Annotated in this window: 16 protein-coding genes; 6 read left to right on the forward strand and 10 right to left on the reverse strand. The window is 70.0% G+C overall.

What is annotated here, in order from left to right:
• The first annotated feature begins 242 nt into the window (after nucleotides 1–242).
• The gene (locus CRT60_RS05850) at nucleotides 243–779 is read left to right on the forward strand and encodes a hypothetical protein (RefSeq protein ID WP_098735483.1); all 537 of its coding nucleotides are present in this window, start codon (nucleotides 243–245) and stop codon (nucleotides 777–779) included.
• A 23-nt stretch (nucleotides 780–802) separates the two neighbouring features.
• Here CRT60_RS05850 and CRT60_RS05855 read toward each other — a convergent pair whose 3' ends face one another.
• The 9 genes from CRT60_RS05855 to CRT60_RS05895 form a co-directional block, all read right to left on the reverse strand.
• On the reverse strand, nucleotides 803–1,321 hold the full coding sequence (locus tag CRT60_RS05855) for a flagellar protein FlgN (RefSeq protein WP_098735484.1): 519 nt from the start codon (nucleotides 1,319–1,321) through the stop codon (nucleotides 803–805).
• On the reverse strand, nucleotides 1,318–1,644 hold the full coding sequence (locus CRT60_RS05860) for a rod-binding protein (protein ID WP_098735485.1): 327 nt from the start codon (nucleotides 1,642–1,644) through the stop codon (nucleotides 1,318–1,320). The genes CRT60_RS05855 and CRT60_RS05860 overlap by 4 nt, the downstream gene beginning before the upstream one ends.
• Before the next feature lie 44 nt (nucleotides 1,645–1,688).
• Entirely contained in the window at nucleotides 1,689–2,852 is a 1,164-nt protein-coding gene (locus CRT60_RS05865; protein WP_098735486.1) for a flagellar basal body P-ring protein FlgI, read from the reverse strand.
• Nucleotides 2,853–2,863: 11 nt separating this feature from the next.
• Nucleotides 2,864–3,967, reverse strand: a complete 1,104-nt coding sequence (locus CRT60_RS05870; RefSeq protein ID WP_098735487.1) for a flagellin N-terminal helical domain-containing protein — start codon at nucleotides 3,965–3,967, stop codon at nucleotides 2,864–2,866.
• Nucleotides 3,968–3,971: 4 nt separating this feature from the next.
• Nucleotides 3,972–5,369, reverse strand: a complete 1,398-nt coding sequence (flgK, locus tag CRT60_RS05875; protein WP_098735488.1) for a flagellar hook-associated protein FlgK — start codon at nucleotides 5,367–5,369, stop codon at nucleotides 3,972–3,974.
• A gap of 25 nt (nucleotides 5,370–5,394) precedes the next feature.
• Nucleotides 5,395–6,639 carry a flagellar hook protein FlgE gene (locus tag CRT60_RS05880; RefSeq protein ID WP_098735489.1) on the reverse strand — a complete coding sequence of 415 codons (1,245 nt, stop codon included), beginning with the start codon at nucleotides 6,637–6,639 and terminating at the stop codon, nucleotides 5,395–5,397.
• A gap of 210 nt (nucleotides 6,640–6,849) precedes the next feature.
• Nucleotides 6,850–7,866 (reverse strand): flagellar motor protein MotB, encoded by a 1,017-nt coding sequence (locus CRT60_RS05885; RefSeq protein WP_098735490.1) that lies wholly within the window; start codon nucleotides 7,864–7,866, stop codon nucleotides 6,850–6,852.
• 6 nt (nucleotides 7,867–7,872) lie between these two features.
• A complete protein-coding gene (gene motA / locus CRT60_RS05890) occupies nucleotides 7,873–8,760 on the reverse strand; it encodes a flagellar motor stator protein MotA (protein ID WP_098735491.1) in 888 nt (295 codons plus the stop codon).
• A gap of 105 nt (nucleotides 8,761–8,865) precedes the next feature.
• Complete coding sequence (locus tag CRT60_RS05895) at nucleotides 8,866–11,343, reverse strand: hypothetical protein (protein ID WP_098735492.1); 2,478 nt, start codon at nucleotides 11,341–11,343, stop codon at nucleotides 8,866–8,868.
• Nucleotides 11,344–11,487: 144 nt separating this feature from the next.
• On the opposite strand from CRT60_RS05895, the gene flgF reads away from it, so the two are divergent.
• Genes flgF through CRT60_RS05920 form a run of 5 tightly spaced genes read left to right on the forward strand, consistent with a single transcriptional unit; the run spans nucleotide 11,488 to nucleotide 14,999 of the window.
• Nucleotides 11,488–12,219: a flagellar basal-body rod protein FlgF gene (gene flgF, locus CRT60_RS05900; protein ID WP_098735493.1), complete on the forward strand. Its 732-nt coding sequence runs from the start codon at nucleotides 11,488–11,490 to the stop codon at nucleotides 12,217–12,219.
• A 24-nt stretch (nucleotides 12,220–12,243) separates the two neighbouring features.
• Nucleotides 12,244–13,029, forward strand: a complete 786-nt coding sequence (flgG, locus tag CRT60_RS05905) for a flagellar basal-body rod protein FlgG (protein WP_098735494.1) — start codon at nucleotides 12,244–12,246, stop codon at nucleotides 13,027–13,029.
• 53 nt (nucleotides 13,030–13,082) lie between these two features.
• Nucleotides 13,083–13,748, forward strand: coding sequence for a flagellar basal body P-ring formation chaperone FlgA (gene flgA, locus CRT60_RS05910; protein ID WP_098735495.1), 666 nt, complete (start codon nucleotides 13,083–13,085; stop codon nucleotides 13,746–13,748).
• A 26-nt stretch (nucleotides 13,749–13,774) separates the two neighbouring features.
• On the forward strand, nucleotides 13,775–14,506 hold the full coding sequence (flgH, locus tag CRT60_RS05915) for a flagellar basal body L-ring protein FlgH (RefSeq protein WP_098735496.1): 732 nt from the start codon (nucleotides 13,775–13,777) through the stop codon (nucleotides 14,504–14,506).
• Between the two features lie 28 nt (nucleotides 14,507–14,534).
• On the forward strand, nucleotides 14,535–14,999 hold the full coding sequence (locus CRT60_RS05920; protein WP_098735497.1) for a hypothetical protein: 465 nt from the start codon (nucleotides 14,535–14,537) through the stop codon (nucleotides 14,997–14,999).
• A gap of 173 nt (nucleotides 15,000–15,172) precedes the next feature.
• On the opposite strand, the gene CRT60_RS05925 is transcribed toward CRT60_RS05920, so the two are convergent.
• Nucleotides 15,173–15,835 (reverse strand): flagellar hook assembly protein FlgD, encoded by a 663-nt coding sequence (locus CRT60_RS05925; protein WP_098735498.1) that lies wholly within the window; start codon nucleotides 15,833–15,835, stop codon nucleotides 15,173–15,175.
• Nucleotides 15,836–15,844: the final 9 nt, after the last annotated feature.

Genomic DNA, 15,844 nt, shown 5'->3' on the forward strand with positions numbered 1-15,844 from the left:
CGTGAAAAGCCTCCGCGCCAATGGTACTGCGTCTTAAGACGTGGGAGAGTAGGTCGCCGCCAGGTCGCTCAGGCACAAGAGACGCTTCAAACCAAAGCACGCATGCTTGCATCTTCACACTGATCGCAAACGCCCCGCCTCGAATGAGACGGGGCGTTTTCGTGTCGCTTCACCGGCTATTAATTTGTTTTTGGTGAATTCGGTGGACTGGACCGCCAGATGGCGGTGGCGTGGGGGCGGCGATGGGCGATTCGGACGATCTCTTCGACATGTATCGCAAGGACCACGCCGCGGCGGCGCTGACCGGTCCCGCCCTGGCGGCGGCGCTCGCCGATACGGTGCGGCGCAGCTTCGCCCAGATCGAGGAGCTTTGCGCCGACGTGACGCGGGCGCTCGCCCAGGCGCGCTATACCACGAAGCTGGCGCAGACGGTGACCGACCGGTCGAGCTATGTGCGGCTCGACCGCCAGTCGGAGACCTTCCGCGACTATCTGCGGAACTGGAGCCAGCAGCGGGCCGACAAGGGCGCCGGCGGCATGCATTGGGAGGCGCAGATCCTCGTGACCGACCATCGGCGGACGACGAAGGAGATCGGGCTGGGCGTCGCCTTCGAATGGCCGGGTGCGGGGGAGGAGGGCAGCCTCGCCTTCGTCGAATTCTGGCCGACCGGTGCCGGGGTGTCGCTGCCGTCCGATGCCCGCGGCTTCCAGCGCGCGCTGGTCGCCAGCATCATCAAGCTGGAACAGGCCGGCGAACTGTCCAGCGTGAAGGGCCGCTAAAGTCGATCAGATTCTGAGCGGCGCTACAGCGTGGCGTTCAGACCGGAGGCCGACAGTTCCACCGGCCGCCGTGCCTGTCCGTCGCGGGCATAGGTGCCGTCGCTCGACGCCTTCTCCAGCGCGGTCAGCAGGTTGCGGTTGATGGTCAGCACCGCCTTGCGCAGGGCGACAAGGCCGGAGGCGTTGACCGACACCGCCCGCTCCAGCCGGTCGATGCGCTCCAGCGTCATCGCGCGCAGATCGTCGGGCAGGCGGATGCCTTCGTCGCGGGCGCGCAGGACGGCCCCTTCCAGCTGTTCGGCCATCGCCGCCTTGCGGTGGGCGAAGGCCTCCAGCCGGTCGAGCATGCCGGCGGCGATGCAGGCGGATTCCTCCTCCAGCACGGCGGACAGCGCTTCCACCGCGTCGAGGAAGTCGCGCACCAGCAGGGCGGTGGCACCGTCATAGCCGGGATCGGGAGCGGCCGGCCCCTCGGCCTCGGCCTGTTCGGCCCGGCGGTCGGGGGCGAATTCGTGGATCAGGTCCTTGAGGGTGACGCTCATGAGCGCTGCTCCGCTTGGGATGCGTAGAGGCGGGCGATCTCGTCATGCGTCATCCTGCCGATGCCGAGCGTGCCGGATTCGGCGATGGCCTTGCCGTATTCCTGCAACATCATGCTGCGCCACGGCTTCTCCGCCGGGCCGCCGCCGCCGAACAGCGGGCTTTCGCGCATGCCCGCGAACATGCTCTCCATCAGCTGGCCGACCAGCATCGCCTCGAATTCCTTCGCGACCTTGTCGGCCGCTTCCGGGTTGGGGAGGGCCGGCGTCGCGGTTGCCGGCGTGGGCGTCGCAGGGCTGCAGAGGGTCGTTGCGGCGATGTCCATCGTCGTCTCTCCATCCTGGTCTGTTCATCGCGGTCTTGGGGGGGTCAGATGATTTCCAGATCGGCGTGCAGGGCGCCGGCGGCCTTGATCGCCTGGAGGATCGCCACCATGTCGCGCGGCCCCACCCCCAGCGCGTTCAGCCCGTTGACCAGCTGTTGCAGGCTGACATTGCCGCCGACGGTCACGAACTGGCGGCCGTTGCCCTCCTGCACCTGCACGTCGGTGCGCGGCACGACGACGGTGGAGCCGTTGCTGAAGGGCTGCGGCTGCGACACCTGCGGCGTCTCCACCACGCGGACGGTCAGGTTGCCCTGGGTGATGGCGACGCGGCTGACCCGCACGTCGTCGCCGATGACGATGGTGCCGCTGCGCTCGTCCACCACCACGCGGGCGATGGCGTCGGGCCGGACCGCCAGCTGTTCGATCTCGCCGATCAGGCGGGAGACGTTGCCGACATAGGACCCCGTGATGCGCACGTCGACCGTGGTCAGATCGACCACCCGGGCGTTGCCGGAGCCGAGCCGGCCGTTCACCGCGTCGGCGATGCGGATCGCCGTGGTGAAGTCGGGGTTGCGCAGCGCCATCCGCACCGCGCCGACATCGTTCAGCGCGAATTTCAGCTCTCGCTCCACCGTGGCGCCGTTGGCGATGCGGGCGGTGGTCGGCACCCCCTTGGTCACCGTCGCCGCCGCGCCACCGGCGGTGAAGCCGCTGACCGACAGCGGCCCCTGGGCCACGGCATAGGCCTCGCCGTCGGCGCCCAGCAGCGGCGTCACCACCAGCGTGCCGCCCAGCAGGCTGGTGGCGTCGCCGAGCGCCGAGACCGTGACATCGACCGTCGTGCCCTGGCGCGGGAAGGGCGGCAGGCTGGCCGTCACCATCACCGCCGCGGCGTTGCGGGTGCGGAGCGTCTCGCCGCGGGTGTTGATGCCCAGCCGCTCCATCATCCCCTTCAGGCTCTGCTCGGTGAAGGGGGTGTTGATCAGCCGGTCGCCGGTGCCGTTCAGCCCGACGACAAGGCCGTAGCCGACCAGCTGGTTGCGGCGGACCCCGTCGAAGGTGACCAGATCCTTCACCCGCGTCTGCGCCGCCGCGGGCACGGCCGACAGCATGCCGAACGCCAGCAGCAGCCCGCCGGCCAGCACCAGGACGCGGCGCAAGGCGGGCCGGAGCCGGTACGATAGGGGGACCTGGATGCCGGGGCTCATATCGATGCGGCCTAGAGGTAGTTGGTCAGGTGCAGCTTGGCGATGCGCGCGGTCGCGCTGGAGGTGGCGTCGATCTGCGCCTCCAACTGGCTGATCCGCGTGCTGGCCTCGTAGGGATCGACGCCTTCCAGATTGTCGATCTGCAGGCTGAGGATCGACTTCTGCGTCTTGTGCTGTTCGGCCAGCGTCGCGACCTGGGCGCGCTGGATGCCGAGCTGGGCCGTTGCCTCCCGCAGCTTGCCGAGGCCGCCGGACAGCTTGTCGACCGCGGTCCTGATGTAGTCGGGGTAGGCGTCGACATCCATCTGCGAGGTGTCGACCGCCGCCAGCATGTAGATGCCTTCCAGCATCTGCCGCATCATCGGGTCGTTGGCCTGCACGCCATAGGCGATGGCGGTGGACTCCGCCGGCTGGCCGCTGACGCGCGGCGAGGTGGTGCCGCCCGGCTGCATCGCCGTGGTGCCGGTGTAGAGGCCGCCTTCGAAGCTGTCGGTCAGCGGGGCGGGGGCCGGCGTCGCCGGGTCGCGCACGGCGAACAGATCGTCGAGCCGGGCGACGACCGCCGCGGTCTCCGCCGCCGTCTTCGGCATGGCGGTGCCGCCGGTGGCCGACTGGATGGCATCCCGGACGATCTGCATCGGCGAGCGCAGGCCCGACTTGTCGCCGTCGACATTGCGCATCGGCGGCTGGTCCAGCGCGGTGCCGGCGAAGAGATAGCTGTTGCCGGACGAGGCGTTCAGCAGCCCGACCACCTGATCCAGCACGCCGCGCGCGCGGATTTGCAGGGACGTCCCGGTCGGCGACTGCTGTCCCAGCCCGGTGGAGGCGGCGGCCAGCAGGTCGGTGCCCGACGCGAGGATGCTGGTCATCGCGCTGTCCATCGTCTTCATCCGGCCGTCGAGCAGGTCGGTGGTCTTCACATACTCGTCGGTGCGGTCGAACAGGTTGCGCAGCGCGATGTCGCGGCCGGTGCCGGCGCCGATGGTCGCGGCGACGTCGGCATGGACGCCGGTCGACACCTCCTCGTTGGCGCGGGTCAGCTCCATCTGCTGCCGGGTCATGGTGCTTTGCAGCGACCGGCTCATCCCCAGCGTGGACAGGGCATTGTACAGCATCGGCTTACCCCTTGATCTGCAACAGGATGTCGATCATGCGGCCGGCGACCTGCACCACCTGGGCGCTGGCGCCGTAGCTCTGCTCGATCAGCAGCAGCTTCTGCATCTCGTCGTCGATGTTGACGCCGTCGCGGTTGATGCGGGCGGTCTCCAGCGTGTCGGCGCTGATCTTGCGCGCGTTCATCTCCGACTCGGCACCGGTGCGGTAGCCCTGCTGGGCCGACACCATGGCGGTGGCGTAGCTGCCGAGCGTCGCGTTGGCCGGCATGTCGGTGGCGGCGAAGCTGCGGGTGCCGGTGAAGACGGCCTGGAACCTGTCGATCTGCGTCTGGTCGCCCGGCTGGAGCGGGGCCGCCGCCTGGACGCCGCTCTGCACCCGCCAGCTTTCCGTCCGCACCGCGTCGTTGACGGCGATGCGCGAGGCGAGGCCAGCGGTGGCGCCATAGGCGGCGCCGGCATCGGTGAACAGGCCGGGCTGGGTCGGGTCGGCCTCCGCCCCCTGGAAGGCCTGGACGAGGCCGGCGGCCAGCTCGTCCAACTGCGCCATGGCGCGCGGCATGTCCTGCTTGACGGTCTGGACATAGCCCATGATGCGGCCGCTCTGGATTTCGCTGTCCGGGTTGGCCGACAGGGTGACGCCGTTCGCCATCACCTCGTCGCCGAGCAGGGTCAGCGGGCTTTCGCCCGGCGCCAGCGGGTGGTCGAGCAGGGTCTGGCCGTTGCGGGTCATCACCACCACCTGGCCGTCCTCGCGGCTGTAGGTGCGGATGCCGATCTCCTGCGAGACCTGATCGAGCAGGCGGTCGCGCTGGTCGCGCAGGTCGCCGGCATCGCCGCCGCGCGTCTCCAAGGTCGCGATCTTGCCGTTCAGGTCGCTGACGCGCTGGAGCGCGGTGTTGACCGTATCGACGGAGGTCTGGAGCCGGCCCCTGGCATCGTCCTGCACCGTCTGCGCCGCCTCGGCGGCACGGTTCAGCCCGCCGGCCAGCGCCGCCGCCTGCGACACCACGGCGTTGCGGGCCGCATCGTCGTTGGGCATGTCGTGCAGGCGCGAGAAGGCCTGCTGCAGCTTCGACAGCTGGGTCGAGACCGACTTCTCGTCCTGCGGCTGGCCCAGCACCAGCGCATAGTCGGCCAGTGCCGAGGCGCGCGCCTCCTGCCCGCTGTAGCGGCTGGTCTCGAACCGCGCGTCGCGGATCAGCAGCTCGTCCACCTTGCGGGCGACGGCGTCGACCCGCACCCCGGCGCCGCGGCCGGCGGTGGTGACCGCCGACAGGTCGAGGTCGCGGCGCACATAGCCGGCGGTGGTGGCGTTGGCGAGGTTGTGGGACACCATCGCCGCCTGCTGCTGCGTCGTGCGCAGGCCGGACAGGGCGGACGTGAGGGCGAGTTGGACGCTCATGGCCGGGACTCCGTCGGAACTGGGCTCAGCGCTTCAGGCGCGTGGTTTCTTCGACCATCTCGTCGGCGGTGCGCACCAGCGTGGCGCTGGACGAGTAGGCGCGCTGCGTCTCGATCAGCGACACCAGCTCGGTCGCGATGTCGACGTTGGACTGTTCCAGCGCGCTGCCGACGACGCTGCCGGCGCCGCCCCGCTTGCCCGCCCCCAGCGTCAGGGTCCCGGTGTCGGCCCCCAGCGTGTAGGTGTTGCCGTCCTGGGCGACCAGCCCGTCCGGGTTGGTGACGGTGGCGATCGGGATCTGGTACAGCCCCTGACGGGCGCCGTTGTCGTACATCACCCACAGCTTGCCGCTGTCGTCGATGTCGACCGAGGTGACCTGCCCGACCTTGGCGCCGTCGCCGGTGACGGTCGGCACGTAATCGCCGTTCAGCTGGGTGAGGTTGCCGAGCGACATGGTGAAGCTGTCGGCGGTCGGCGTGGCCGGCGAGGTGACGGTGAGGCCCGGCATCGGGTCAAGCGGCAGGCCGGCGCCGTCCACCGGCTTGCCGGCATAGGGGCCGGTCGCGGCGAAGGTCAGCGTCACCGGGGCGCCGGTCACGGTATAGCCGGTAGGGCCGGCGGCGGTCAGCGTCCACTGGTTGGGGCCGGCGGCCTTGGTCCAGGTCATCGACAGGTCGAGCGGATTGCCCAGCCCGTCATAGAAGGTCGGGCTGCTGGTGAAGCTGTCGCCGGTCGCGGCCTGGGCCGGCAGGTTGCCGGAGAAATCCATCTGCGTCGTTTTGCTGCCGCCATAGACGAGGTTGCCGACATTCACCGACTGGAGGTCGTCGAAGCGGGAGGTGCTGACGTTCGGCATGGTGCCGTCGGGGTTCAGCTTCCAGGCTTCCAGATACTGGCCGGCATTGTTGCGCAGGAAGCCGGCTTCGTCGGGCAGGAAGCTGCCGGCGCGGGTCAGCGAATATTGCGGCGTGCCGGATGCCGTGTTGCCGACGACGAAGAAGCCGTTGCCGCTGATCGCCATGTCGGTGGACGAGCTGGTCCCGAGGATCGTGCCGTCCTGCTGCATCTGATAATGCGTGGCGGACTGCACGCCGCTGGCGGTGTAGGTGCTGCGGCTGCCGGGCGAGGTGACGAGGGTGGAGAAATCCACAGTGGCCCGCTTGTAGCCGACCGTCTGCGAATTGCTGATGTTGTCCGAAATGGCGGCAAGGCGCGAGCTTTGCGCGGACATGCCGCTGACACCGGACCGCATGGCGCTGTAAAGGCTCATCCTTGGAATCCTCTGGTCAACCGTCGAACGGGCCGTCGCAGTGACGACGAACGGAAGGGAAGTTGTGCGTTCCGGGATTCTCCGCGGATGACTGGCGGGGTTAACGGTAGCGAAGGGATTTTAAAGGGGCTTTAAAGGAAAAAGCGGGCGGTTTTGTTAAAATGCGTAAGGCTTTTTCTTTTGGTTGTTTCCCGCCTTGATTGCTCCCGCCTATTGCCCCGCCGGCCGCCGCAGCAGCGTGATGCTGATCCGCCGGTTGCTGGGGTCGAGCGGATCGCTGGCGCCGAAATGGTCCAGATCGGCACGCCCTTCCACCCGGACGATGCGCCCGCCCGGAATGCCGCTGGCCAGCAGCTCGCGGCGGGCGGCGTTGGCGCGGTCGCTCGACAGTTCCCAATTGCCGTACTTCGCATCCGGCGCATAGCCCAGCGCATCCGTGTGGCCGGTGATGCCGATGGGGTTCGGCACCGAGCCGAGCGCCGACGCCACCATCCGCATCAGCCGCCGGCCCTGGTCGTTCATCTGGGCCGAACCGACCTTGAACATCGAGAAGCGGGCCTGATCGGTCAGCTGGACGCGCAGCCCCTCCGGCACCTGCTGGATCACCAGACTGGCTTGCAGGGCGCTGAGGTCCGGCGACGCGGCGATGCGCTGGCGGAGATCCCGTTCCAGCGACTCCAGCGCCACCTTCTCCGTCAGTTCGGAGGACTGGCGGTCGAGCAGCGCCTCCAGCTCCGCACGGGTGGCCTGGGGGGCCGGCGGTGCAGCCGGAGACGCCGCGGGTGTGCTCTCCGCCGTGGGACGCAGCAGGTCCACCGGCGGAACATTACCGCCCGGCGGGTGGGGCATCGGATCCCTGCGGCCGGCCGGCTGGCGGTCGCTGTCGCCGACCGACGCGACGACGGGCGGGGAGGCGACCGGGCTCGCCTGATCGCCGGCGGCGTTCGGGGTGGTCAGCGATCCGCTCTTGTCGACCGAACGGCCGGCCAGCATGCCGTCGGCGCCGGAGTTGCTCTGCGACACCGCGACCGGGTTGAAATAGTCGGCGATGCCCTTGCGCTGCTCGGTGGTGGTGATGTTCATCAGCCACATCACCAGGAAGAAGGTCATCATCGCCGTGACGAAGTCGGCGTAGGCCAGCTTCCAGGTTCCGTTGTGCTCCTCTTCCTCGTGGCCGCCGAGATGGCGCTTGACGATGATCGGGGGCAGGGCGGTCTTGCGCGGCATGGCCGGTCACGCCGGCTGGCGGGCGTCGCGGGCCTTGGCCTGCGACGACAGCGCGGTGGCGACCTCAACCTCGGCAAGGCTGGGCTGGATGTCGGTGTACAGCACCTTGCGGGCATATTCGGCGCAGACCTGCGGCGGGCTGCCGCGCAGATAGGCGCACAACGCCGCCTTGATGCAGAAATACATGTTCAGTTCCGATTCGCGGCGCTGGCGGGCGGCGCTGGCGATCGGGCCGACCATGCCGTAGGACAGCAGCACGCCGAGGAAGGTGCCGGTCAGCGCCCCGCCGATCATCCGGCCCAGCACCTCCGGCGCCTCGCTGATCGCGCCCATGGCGTTGATGACGCCCAGCACCGCGGCGACGATGCCCAGCGCCGGCAGCGCGTCGGCAAGGTTCTGCAACGCCTTCGGCACCTGGTTCAACTCGCGGCCCAGCGTGTCCAGCTCCTCCGCCATCAGCGATTCCAGGTCGTGCGGGTTGTCCTGCCCCAGCGCGATCAGGCGCAGGTAATCGCACAGGAAGGTGATGCAGCGGTCATAGCGCAGGACGTTGGGGTACTGGGTGAACAGCGGGCTGTCGGCCGGCTTGTCGATGTCGGTCTCGATCTGCGACATGCCCTTTGACTTGGCGACGCGCAGCAGCCCGTAGACCAGGGCGATCATGTCGAGATAGTCGTTCTTGGGCGTGGTCCGCCCGCGGGCGATGGTGCCGACGGCGCGCAGCGTGTCGCGCAGCACCGCCGGGCTGTTGGCGATGGCGAAGCCGCCGATGCCGGCGCCGATGATGATGACGATCTCCACCGGCTGCCACAGCACCGCCATCCGCCCGCCCATCGCGTAGAACCCGCCGAGCACGCTGGCAAACACCGCGATCAACCCGAACATCAAGCGCATGTCTTCTTCTCCGGATGTGCAAAGGCCATCGCGATAGGGGGCAACGGTCCGCCGACGCTACAGCCCGCCGTTTAAAGCGGCTTTACGGATCGGGGCCGCACAAGGTCAGGGAGTCTTCCGCCACGCCCGCGCCAGCCGGTCGAGCGCGGTCGCCGTAACAAGGTCGCGCTCCACCGACTCCGCGCGCAGCGGCCCGTCGGCGGGCGGCGGCGCCAGCGCATCGAGCAGCCCGGCCCAGCGGGTGCCGGCCAGCCGCGCGCGCTGCGCCTCGCCAAAGCCACGCGACGCATCGGCGTCGCCGGCCAGATAGGCCGACAACCCCTGCAAGGCCAGATCGTCGGCCGTCGGTTCCGCCCCGGTGGCTGCCAGTTCGGCGAAGGCGCTCCGCGCCGCCCGCCATTCGCCGGCCGCGAACAGCCCCTCGGCCCGCAGCCGCGCCGCCTCCGCCCCGCTGAGGCCGCGCAGCGCATCAAGCGCCCGCACCGTGTCGCCGTCGCCGAGCAGCGCGTCGGCGCGCAGCAGGGCGCGGCGTTCGGCCAGGGCCGGCTCCAGCCCCGACCCGCCGGTGCGGGCCAGCACATCCAGCGCCTCCCCCTCGCGCCCGCCGTCGATCAGGGAGCGGGCCAGCGTGGCGCCAAGCTCCGCCCGGCGCGGGCCGGTCGCACCTTCCGTCAGCGCATGCAGGATGCGGGTCGCCTCCAGCCCATAGCCGTCGCGCAGCAGCAGCGTGGCAAGGCGCAGGCGCAGCCCGCCGTCCGGGCCGTCGACCAGCGTCACCAGCCCGCCGTGCCGCGCCTGCAACGCCAGCGCATAGAGCCCGCCCGGCGGCGACCGCTCCAGCCGGTCGAGCACGGCGGACAGCAGGGTCCGCCCTGCCGCCAGCGCGTCGCGCCCGCGCGCGGTGGCGCCGAAGCGCCGCCCCAGCAGGCCGAAGATGTCGAGCGCCGCGTCGGTCCTGCCGCTGCGGGCATAGGCGCCGCCCAGCGCCGCCAGCGCATCCGTTTCGATCTCGTCGCCGCGCCAGGCGAAGCGCAGGGCTTCCAGCGCCGCGATGGCGCCATCCTCGTCCAGCCGCCCCAGGCCGCGGCGCAGTTCGATGGCGCGCACCTCGGCCCGGCGGGCGAAGGGACCGCGGCGTAAAGCCGCCGCGGCGTCATAGCGGTCGAGAGCCGCGTCGGGGGTCGCCTTCAGCTCCGCCAAGCGGCCGCGGAAATAATCGAGCCGGCCATCGGCCATGCCCTTCGAATCGACGGTGATCATCTCCAGCACGATCAGGTTCAGCGCCGCACTGTCCCCCGCCTCGTCCGCCGCGGCGGCGAGCGTGGTCAGCAGCCGGCTGCGCAGGTCGGCCGGGTAGTCGAGCAGCCGGCGGAGCGCGATGGGCAACCCCTCCTTCGCCGCCGCCCAGCGGGTCGGCGCCAGGGCGACGCCGCGCCAGACATGGTGGTCGGGCATGGCGCCGGCCGGCAGCTGGACGAACAAATTGTCGTCCGGCGCGTCCTCGCGGTCGAGCGCGCGGAAGGCGTCGCCCAGGATGCGCAGGGCATAGCGCTGGTCGGGTGCCGGCGACAGGCTGGCCGCCGTCTCCAGTGCCGCGCGCCCTTCCTCGTCCAGGGCACGCGCGAGCAGGAAGCGGACCAGCGCGATCTGCGCCTCGACCCGCGCGCGGCCCTGCGCCGTGTCGAGCGCCCTTTGCAGAGCCTCGCGCGTGCGGTTGAAATCGTCCCCGGCCCAGCCGGCGAGATCCATCGCCCCGATGGGCGGCGGGGCCGGCGGCTTGGGCGGCTCGGCGGTTTGCGGGACGGGTTTCGGGGTGCGTTCCGGCATGCGCTCCAGTTGCCGCAGGGTCTGCTGGATGCTGTCGCGGACTTCGCCTTCCAGGCTGGTAACGACGGGGAGGGACGGCGCTACGCCCTCTCCCGCCCCGGGAGAGGGAGGGGACCCACGAAGTGGGGAGGGTGAGGGGCTATCCGAGCATGGAGCACCTTGATTCTTGCACTCCCCCTCACCCTTCCCAAGCTGCGCTTGGGCCCCTTCCCTCTCCCGGGGCGGGAGAGGGAGCGTCATCGCCGCCGCATTCGCCGTGCCGATGGGGTTCAGCGCTTCGACCACCTCGGCGACACCGACAGACCGCGCAACCTCCGGCGCCGCAGCCGCAACAACGGCCTCCACCGCCCCATCCCCCGGTGCCCCCGGCTTCACCCCCGGAACCGGCGGCCCGCCGACATCGACGATCAGGTTCCGCTGCTCCATGAAGCTGGCCACCCGCGCGCCGCAGGGCACCGTCGCGGTCAGGCTGCGCCCGCCATCGGCCGTGACGAAGTCCGCCAGCCGGCGGGAGAAGCTGTCGCGCAGGCTCGCCAGCGGCCAGCGCAGCGGATCGGGCACGGCGATGCGCAGGACGCAGCCGTCGACGACCGCGACCGGCTCCACCCCCTTCGGCACCGACAGCACCAGCCGCGAATAGTCGCCATGGTCGCCCAACTGCGCCCGGACGGCGGCCTGCGCCGGCCCCGGCGCCGCCAGCACGGCGAGAACCAGCGTCGAACCAAGCGTCAGTGCGGTATCCGGGCGCCGTTTCATCACAGTCGTCTCGCATTTTATCGAAATGATGGCCAAACCCGCACCAAGTCCGGCAAGGCATCGTCCGGACCGGCTCAGGTTGAAACCCGGTTTTAAACTGCCTCGTCCAGATTAAGGCGGAGTTCAAAACCGGAGTGTTCGGCGATGGAGAACCAGCTTTACATCGGACTGTCGCGCCAGATGGCGCTGCGGCGGCAGCTGGACGTCGTCGCCAACAACGTCGCCAACATGAATACCGTCGGTTTCCGCGGCGAACGCACCCTGTTCGAAGCGGCGATGGAGGCCGGCGGGCGCAAGCCGACCGACCGCATCGCCTTCACCATCGACCGCTCCACCTACACCGACCTGCGGGCCGGCGCCTTCACCGAGACCGGCAACCCCTATGACGTGGCGCTGGACGGCGACGGCTTCCTGTCGGTGCAGACGCCGGACGGCGTGCGCTACAGCCGCGACGGCCGGCTGCGCCGCGATGCCGACGGCACGCTGGTCGGCCCCAACGGCTACGCCGTGCTCGACGACGGCCGCCGGCCCATCGTCATCCCGTCCGATGCGTCCAGGATCACCATCGGCTCCGACGGGCTGCTGTCGGCCGACGGCGCCGTGGTCTCCCGCATCGCCGTCTCGCGCTTCGACAGCCCGCAGGCGCTGAAGCAGACCGGCGACCTGCTGTTCGAACTGGCCGACGGCATGGAGGCGCGCCCCGCCCCCGACACCCGGCTGGTGGTGGGCAAGGTCGAGCGGTCCAACGTGCAGGGCATCGTCGAGATCGGCCGCATGATGGACCTGACCCGCGACTATCAGGCGGTGACCAAGATGGTGGACGACGGCCAGGACCTGCTGCGCTCCGCCATCAACCGCCTCGGCAAATCCTCTTAAAATCCCCACAGGGAGAGTCCGTCCATGCGCGTGCTCAGCATCGCGTCCACCGGCATGATGGCCCAGCAGATGAACGTCGAGGTCATCTCGAACAACATCGCCAACATCAACACCACCGCCTTCAAGCGCTCGCGCGCCGAATTCCAGGACCTGATGTATCAGGCGGAGCGCCGGCAGGGCAGCCAGTCGACCGACAGCGGCACCATCGTGCCGACCGGCGTCGAGGTGGGGCTGGGCGTGCGGCCGACCTCGGTCAACCGCATCAACACCACCGGCAACCTGACCTCCACCGGCAACGAGCTGGATCTGGCCATCGAGGGGCGCGGCTATTTCAACGTGACCCAGCCCGGCGGCGAGACCGTCTACACCCGCGCCGGCAGCTTCAAGCTGTCGCCGGAGGGCACCATCGTCACCGCCGACGGCTTCACCGTCGCCCCCGGCATCACCGTGCCGCAGGGCACGCGCGAGGTGGTGATCAACCGCTCCGGCGAGGTGCTGGCCTATGTCGACGGCAAGGCCCAGCCGGTCAACCAGGGCCAGCTGGCGATGACGGTGTTCGTCAACGACAGCGGGCTGGAGGCGCTGGGCGACAACCTGTTCCGCGCCACCCCGGCCTCGGGCGAACCGCAGGAGGGGCTGGCGGGGCAGGCCGGCTTCGGCACCATCCGCCAGAAATATCTGGAATCCTCCAACGTCAACGTCGTGCAGGAAATCACCGAGCTGATCTCCGCCCAGCGCGCCTACGAGATGAACGCCAAGGTGATCGAGGCCGGCGACCAGATGGCTTCCACCATGACCAACATGCGGTGACGATTGTGCAGCACCCCCTCCGCCATTCACTGTCGTGCCTTCTGCTCGGGAGCATGCTGGCGCTTCCCCTTCCGGCTGCTGCCGGTTCTGGCGCCGGCCCTGTCGAGACGCGGCTGGCGGAGGAGATTCTGGCCTCCCTCGGACCCTCGGTGCCGCCGGACGCCCAGGTGGCGCTGACGTTGGGCCGCCCCTTCGACGGGCCGGTGGATGCCGTGCGCGACATCGGCCTCGACCCCCGCACCGGCATCTTCCAGGCCCGCATCCTCAGCAACGGCCATGCCGTCGAGCTGAGCGGCCGGGCCGACGTGGAGGTGACGATGCCGGTGCCGGTCCGCCGCATCCGGCCGGGCGAGGTGATCGAGGCGTCGGACCTGACCACCGTCCGCCTGTCGCTCGACCGTGCCGGGGCCGGCTTCATCGCCACCGCCGACGCGCTGGTCGGCCAGTCGCCGCGCCGTCAGCTCTCCGCCGGGCGGCTGGTTCAGGTCGGTTCGGTCGGCGCCCCCATCGTCGTCCAGCGCAACCGGCCGGTGACGCTGGTCTACGAGGACGGCGCGCTGCTGCTGGCCGCCCGCGGGCGGGCGTTGCAGGAGGGCGGCGTCGGCGACAGCGTCCGCGTCATGAACATCGCCAGCAGCACCGTCGTCACCGGCACCGTCACCGGGGCCGAGACCGTGTCGGTCAGCGGCCCGCGGGTTCCGCAGGCAGCAAGGCCCTGAGAGATCCGATGAAGGGAGCTTCCCAGATGCGCACCGCGTTCGTCCCCATCCTGCTGCTGTCGCTTGGCGCCGGCGGCTGCGCGCGGCTGGCCGACATCGGCAGCGCTCCCACCCTGTCGGAGATCTCCAACCCGGCGATGCAGCCGGAGGCCCGCGTCATCTCCCTGCCGATGCCGCAGCCGTCGATGGCCGAACAGATCCCAAGTTCGCTGTGGCGCACCGGGTCGCGCGACTTCTTCCGCGATCCCCGCGCCAAGGCGGTGGGCGACCTGCTGACCGTCGTCATCGACATCTCCGACCAGGCGCAGCTGCGCAACAGCACCCAGCGCGGGCGCACCAACAACGAGAAGGCCGGGCTGCCCAACTTCTTCGGGCTGGAGAGCCGCCTTCCCGCCATCCTGCCCGACGCGGTCGATCCGTCCAGCCTGGTCGATCTCGACAGCTCCAGCACGTCGAGCGGCAACGGCACCATCCAGCGCAACGAGCGCATCGCCATGCGCGTCGCCGCCGTGGTGACCCAGGTGCTGCCCAACGGCAACTTCGTCATCGCCGGCCGGCAGGAGGTGCGGGTGAACTACGAGCTGCGCGAGATGCGCATCGCCGGCGTGATCCGTCCCGAGGACATCAGCAACGCCAACACCATCGAATACGACAAGATCGCCGAGGCGCGCATCACCTATGGCGGCCGCGGCCAGATCACCGACGTGCAGCAGCCGCGCTACGGCCAGCAGGTGCTGGACGTGATTCTGCCTTTCTGATGATCCGGCCTGTTCGGGAGCCCGCGCCATGAAAGCCGTCCTGCTGTTCGCCGTGGCCGCGGCGCTCGCCTTCGCCGGTGGCTACGGCTTCGGCCGGTTCGAGGCCCCGCAGGGCGCCGGCCCCACCCCCGCCGCTCCCGCCGAAACGGTTGCCGGCGGCCCCTACTATGTGGAGGCCGGCCAGCTGGTCGTTCCGATGCTGGAGCGCGGGCGGACCGTCGCCTTCATCCTGACCCAGGTGACGCTGGAGGCATCAAGCGCCGACGATGCGCTGCTGGTCCGCCGCCGCCTGCCGCACGCGCGCAGCGCGATGCTGGAGTCCCTGTTCGACCTCGCCGGTCATGGCCGCTTCAACGGCCCGGCGGTCGACCCGCAGGGCGTTGCCACCGCGCTGCTGGCCGGCGCCAACGGCTCCTTTGTCCGGGAAAGCGGCCAGCCGATCCGCGCCGTGCTGATCGACCGCCTGCTGCGCCAGGACAACACGCGCTTATAGAAGCCGTACTGTCTCCCTCTCCCGCCCCGGGAGAGGGAAGGGGCCCAAGCGAAGCTTGGGAAGGGTGAGGGGTGCTCCAAGGAAAGGGGATCCATGTTTCGGATAACCCCTCACCCTCCCCGCCTTCGGCGGGTCCCCTCCCTCTCCCGGGGCGGGAGAGGGCATGCAGCACCTCACGACGCCGACAGCACCGCGCTCGAATCCACCGTGGCGCCGTTCTTCAGCACGAACTTGCTGGCGCCGTCGACGCTGCGCACCTCGGCGACCGTGTCGCTGACGACGGTGGCGCTGGTCAGCGCCTTGCCGTCCTTGTCCTTCGCTGTCACCCGCAGCGTATAGACCCCGTCGGGCGCGGTGCCGCCGCTGGCGGTCCTGCCGGTCCAGTCGAAGACCTGCCGGCCGGCCTTAGGCGAGCCGGGCGTGCTGTAGACGACGCTGCCGGCGCTGTTCAGCACCTCCAGCTTCACGGAAGCCGGCGTGCCGTCGATGGTGTAGGCGGCCTCCGCCTTGCCGCCGGTCAGCGACAGCTGGTCGGACGCCACCTCCACCTTGCGGCCGAGCAGGGCCATGTCCATGCGCATGCCGCTGCTCTTCAGCGTGTCCAGCACCTTGCCCAGCGTGTCGTTGGAGCGCATCGACTGCTCCACCGTCGACAGCTGCGCCAGCTGGGTCATGAACTGGGTGGCGTCCATCGGCGCCAGCGGGTCCTGGTTGCGCAACTGCGCGGTCAGCAGCTTCAGGAAGGATTCGTAATCGACGGTGGCCTTCTTGGGCTCTTCCGTGGCGGCCGTCTTGGTGGCGGCCGTCGTCGGGGCGGTGCTTGGCGTGGTGGTCATGGCGGGACA

The organism is Azospirillum palustre, from assembly GCF_002573965.1.
Taxonomy (GTDB): domain Bacteria; phylum Pseudomonadota; class Alphaproteobacteria; order Azospirillales; family Azospirillaceae; genus Azospirillum; species Azospirillum palustre.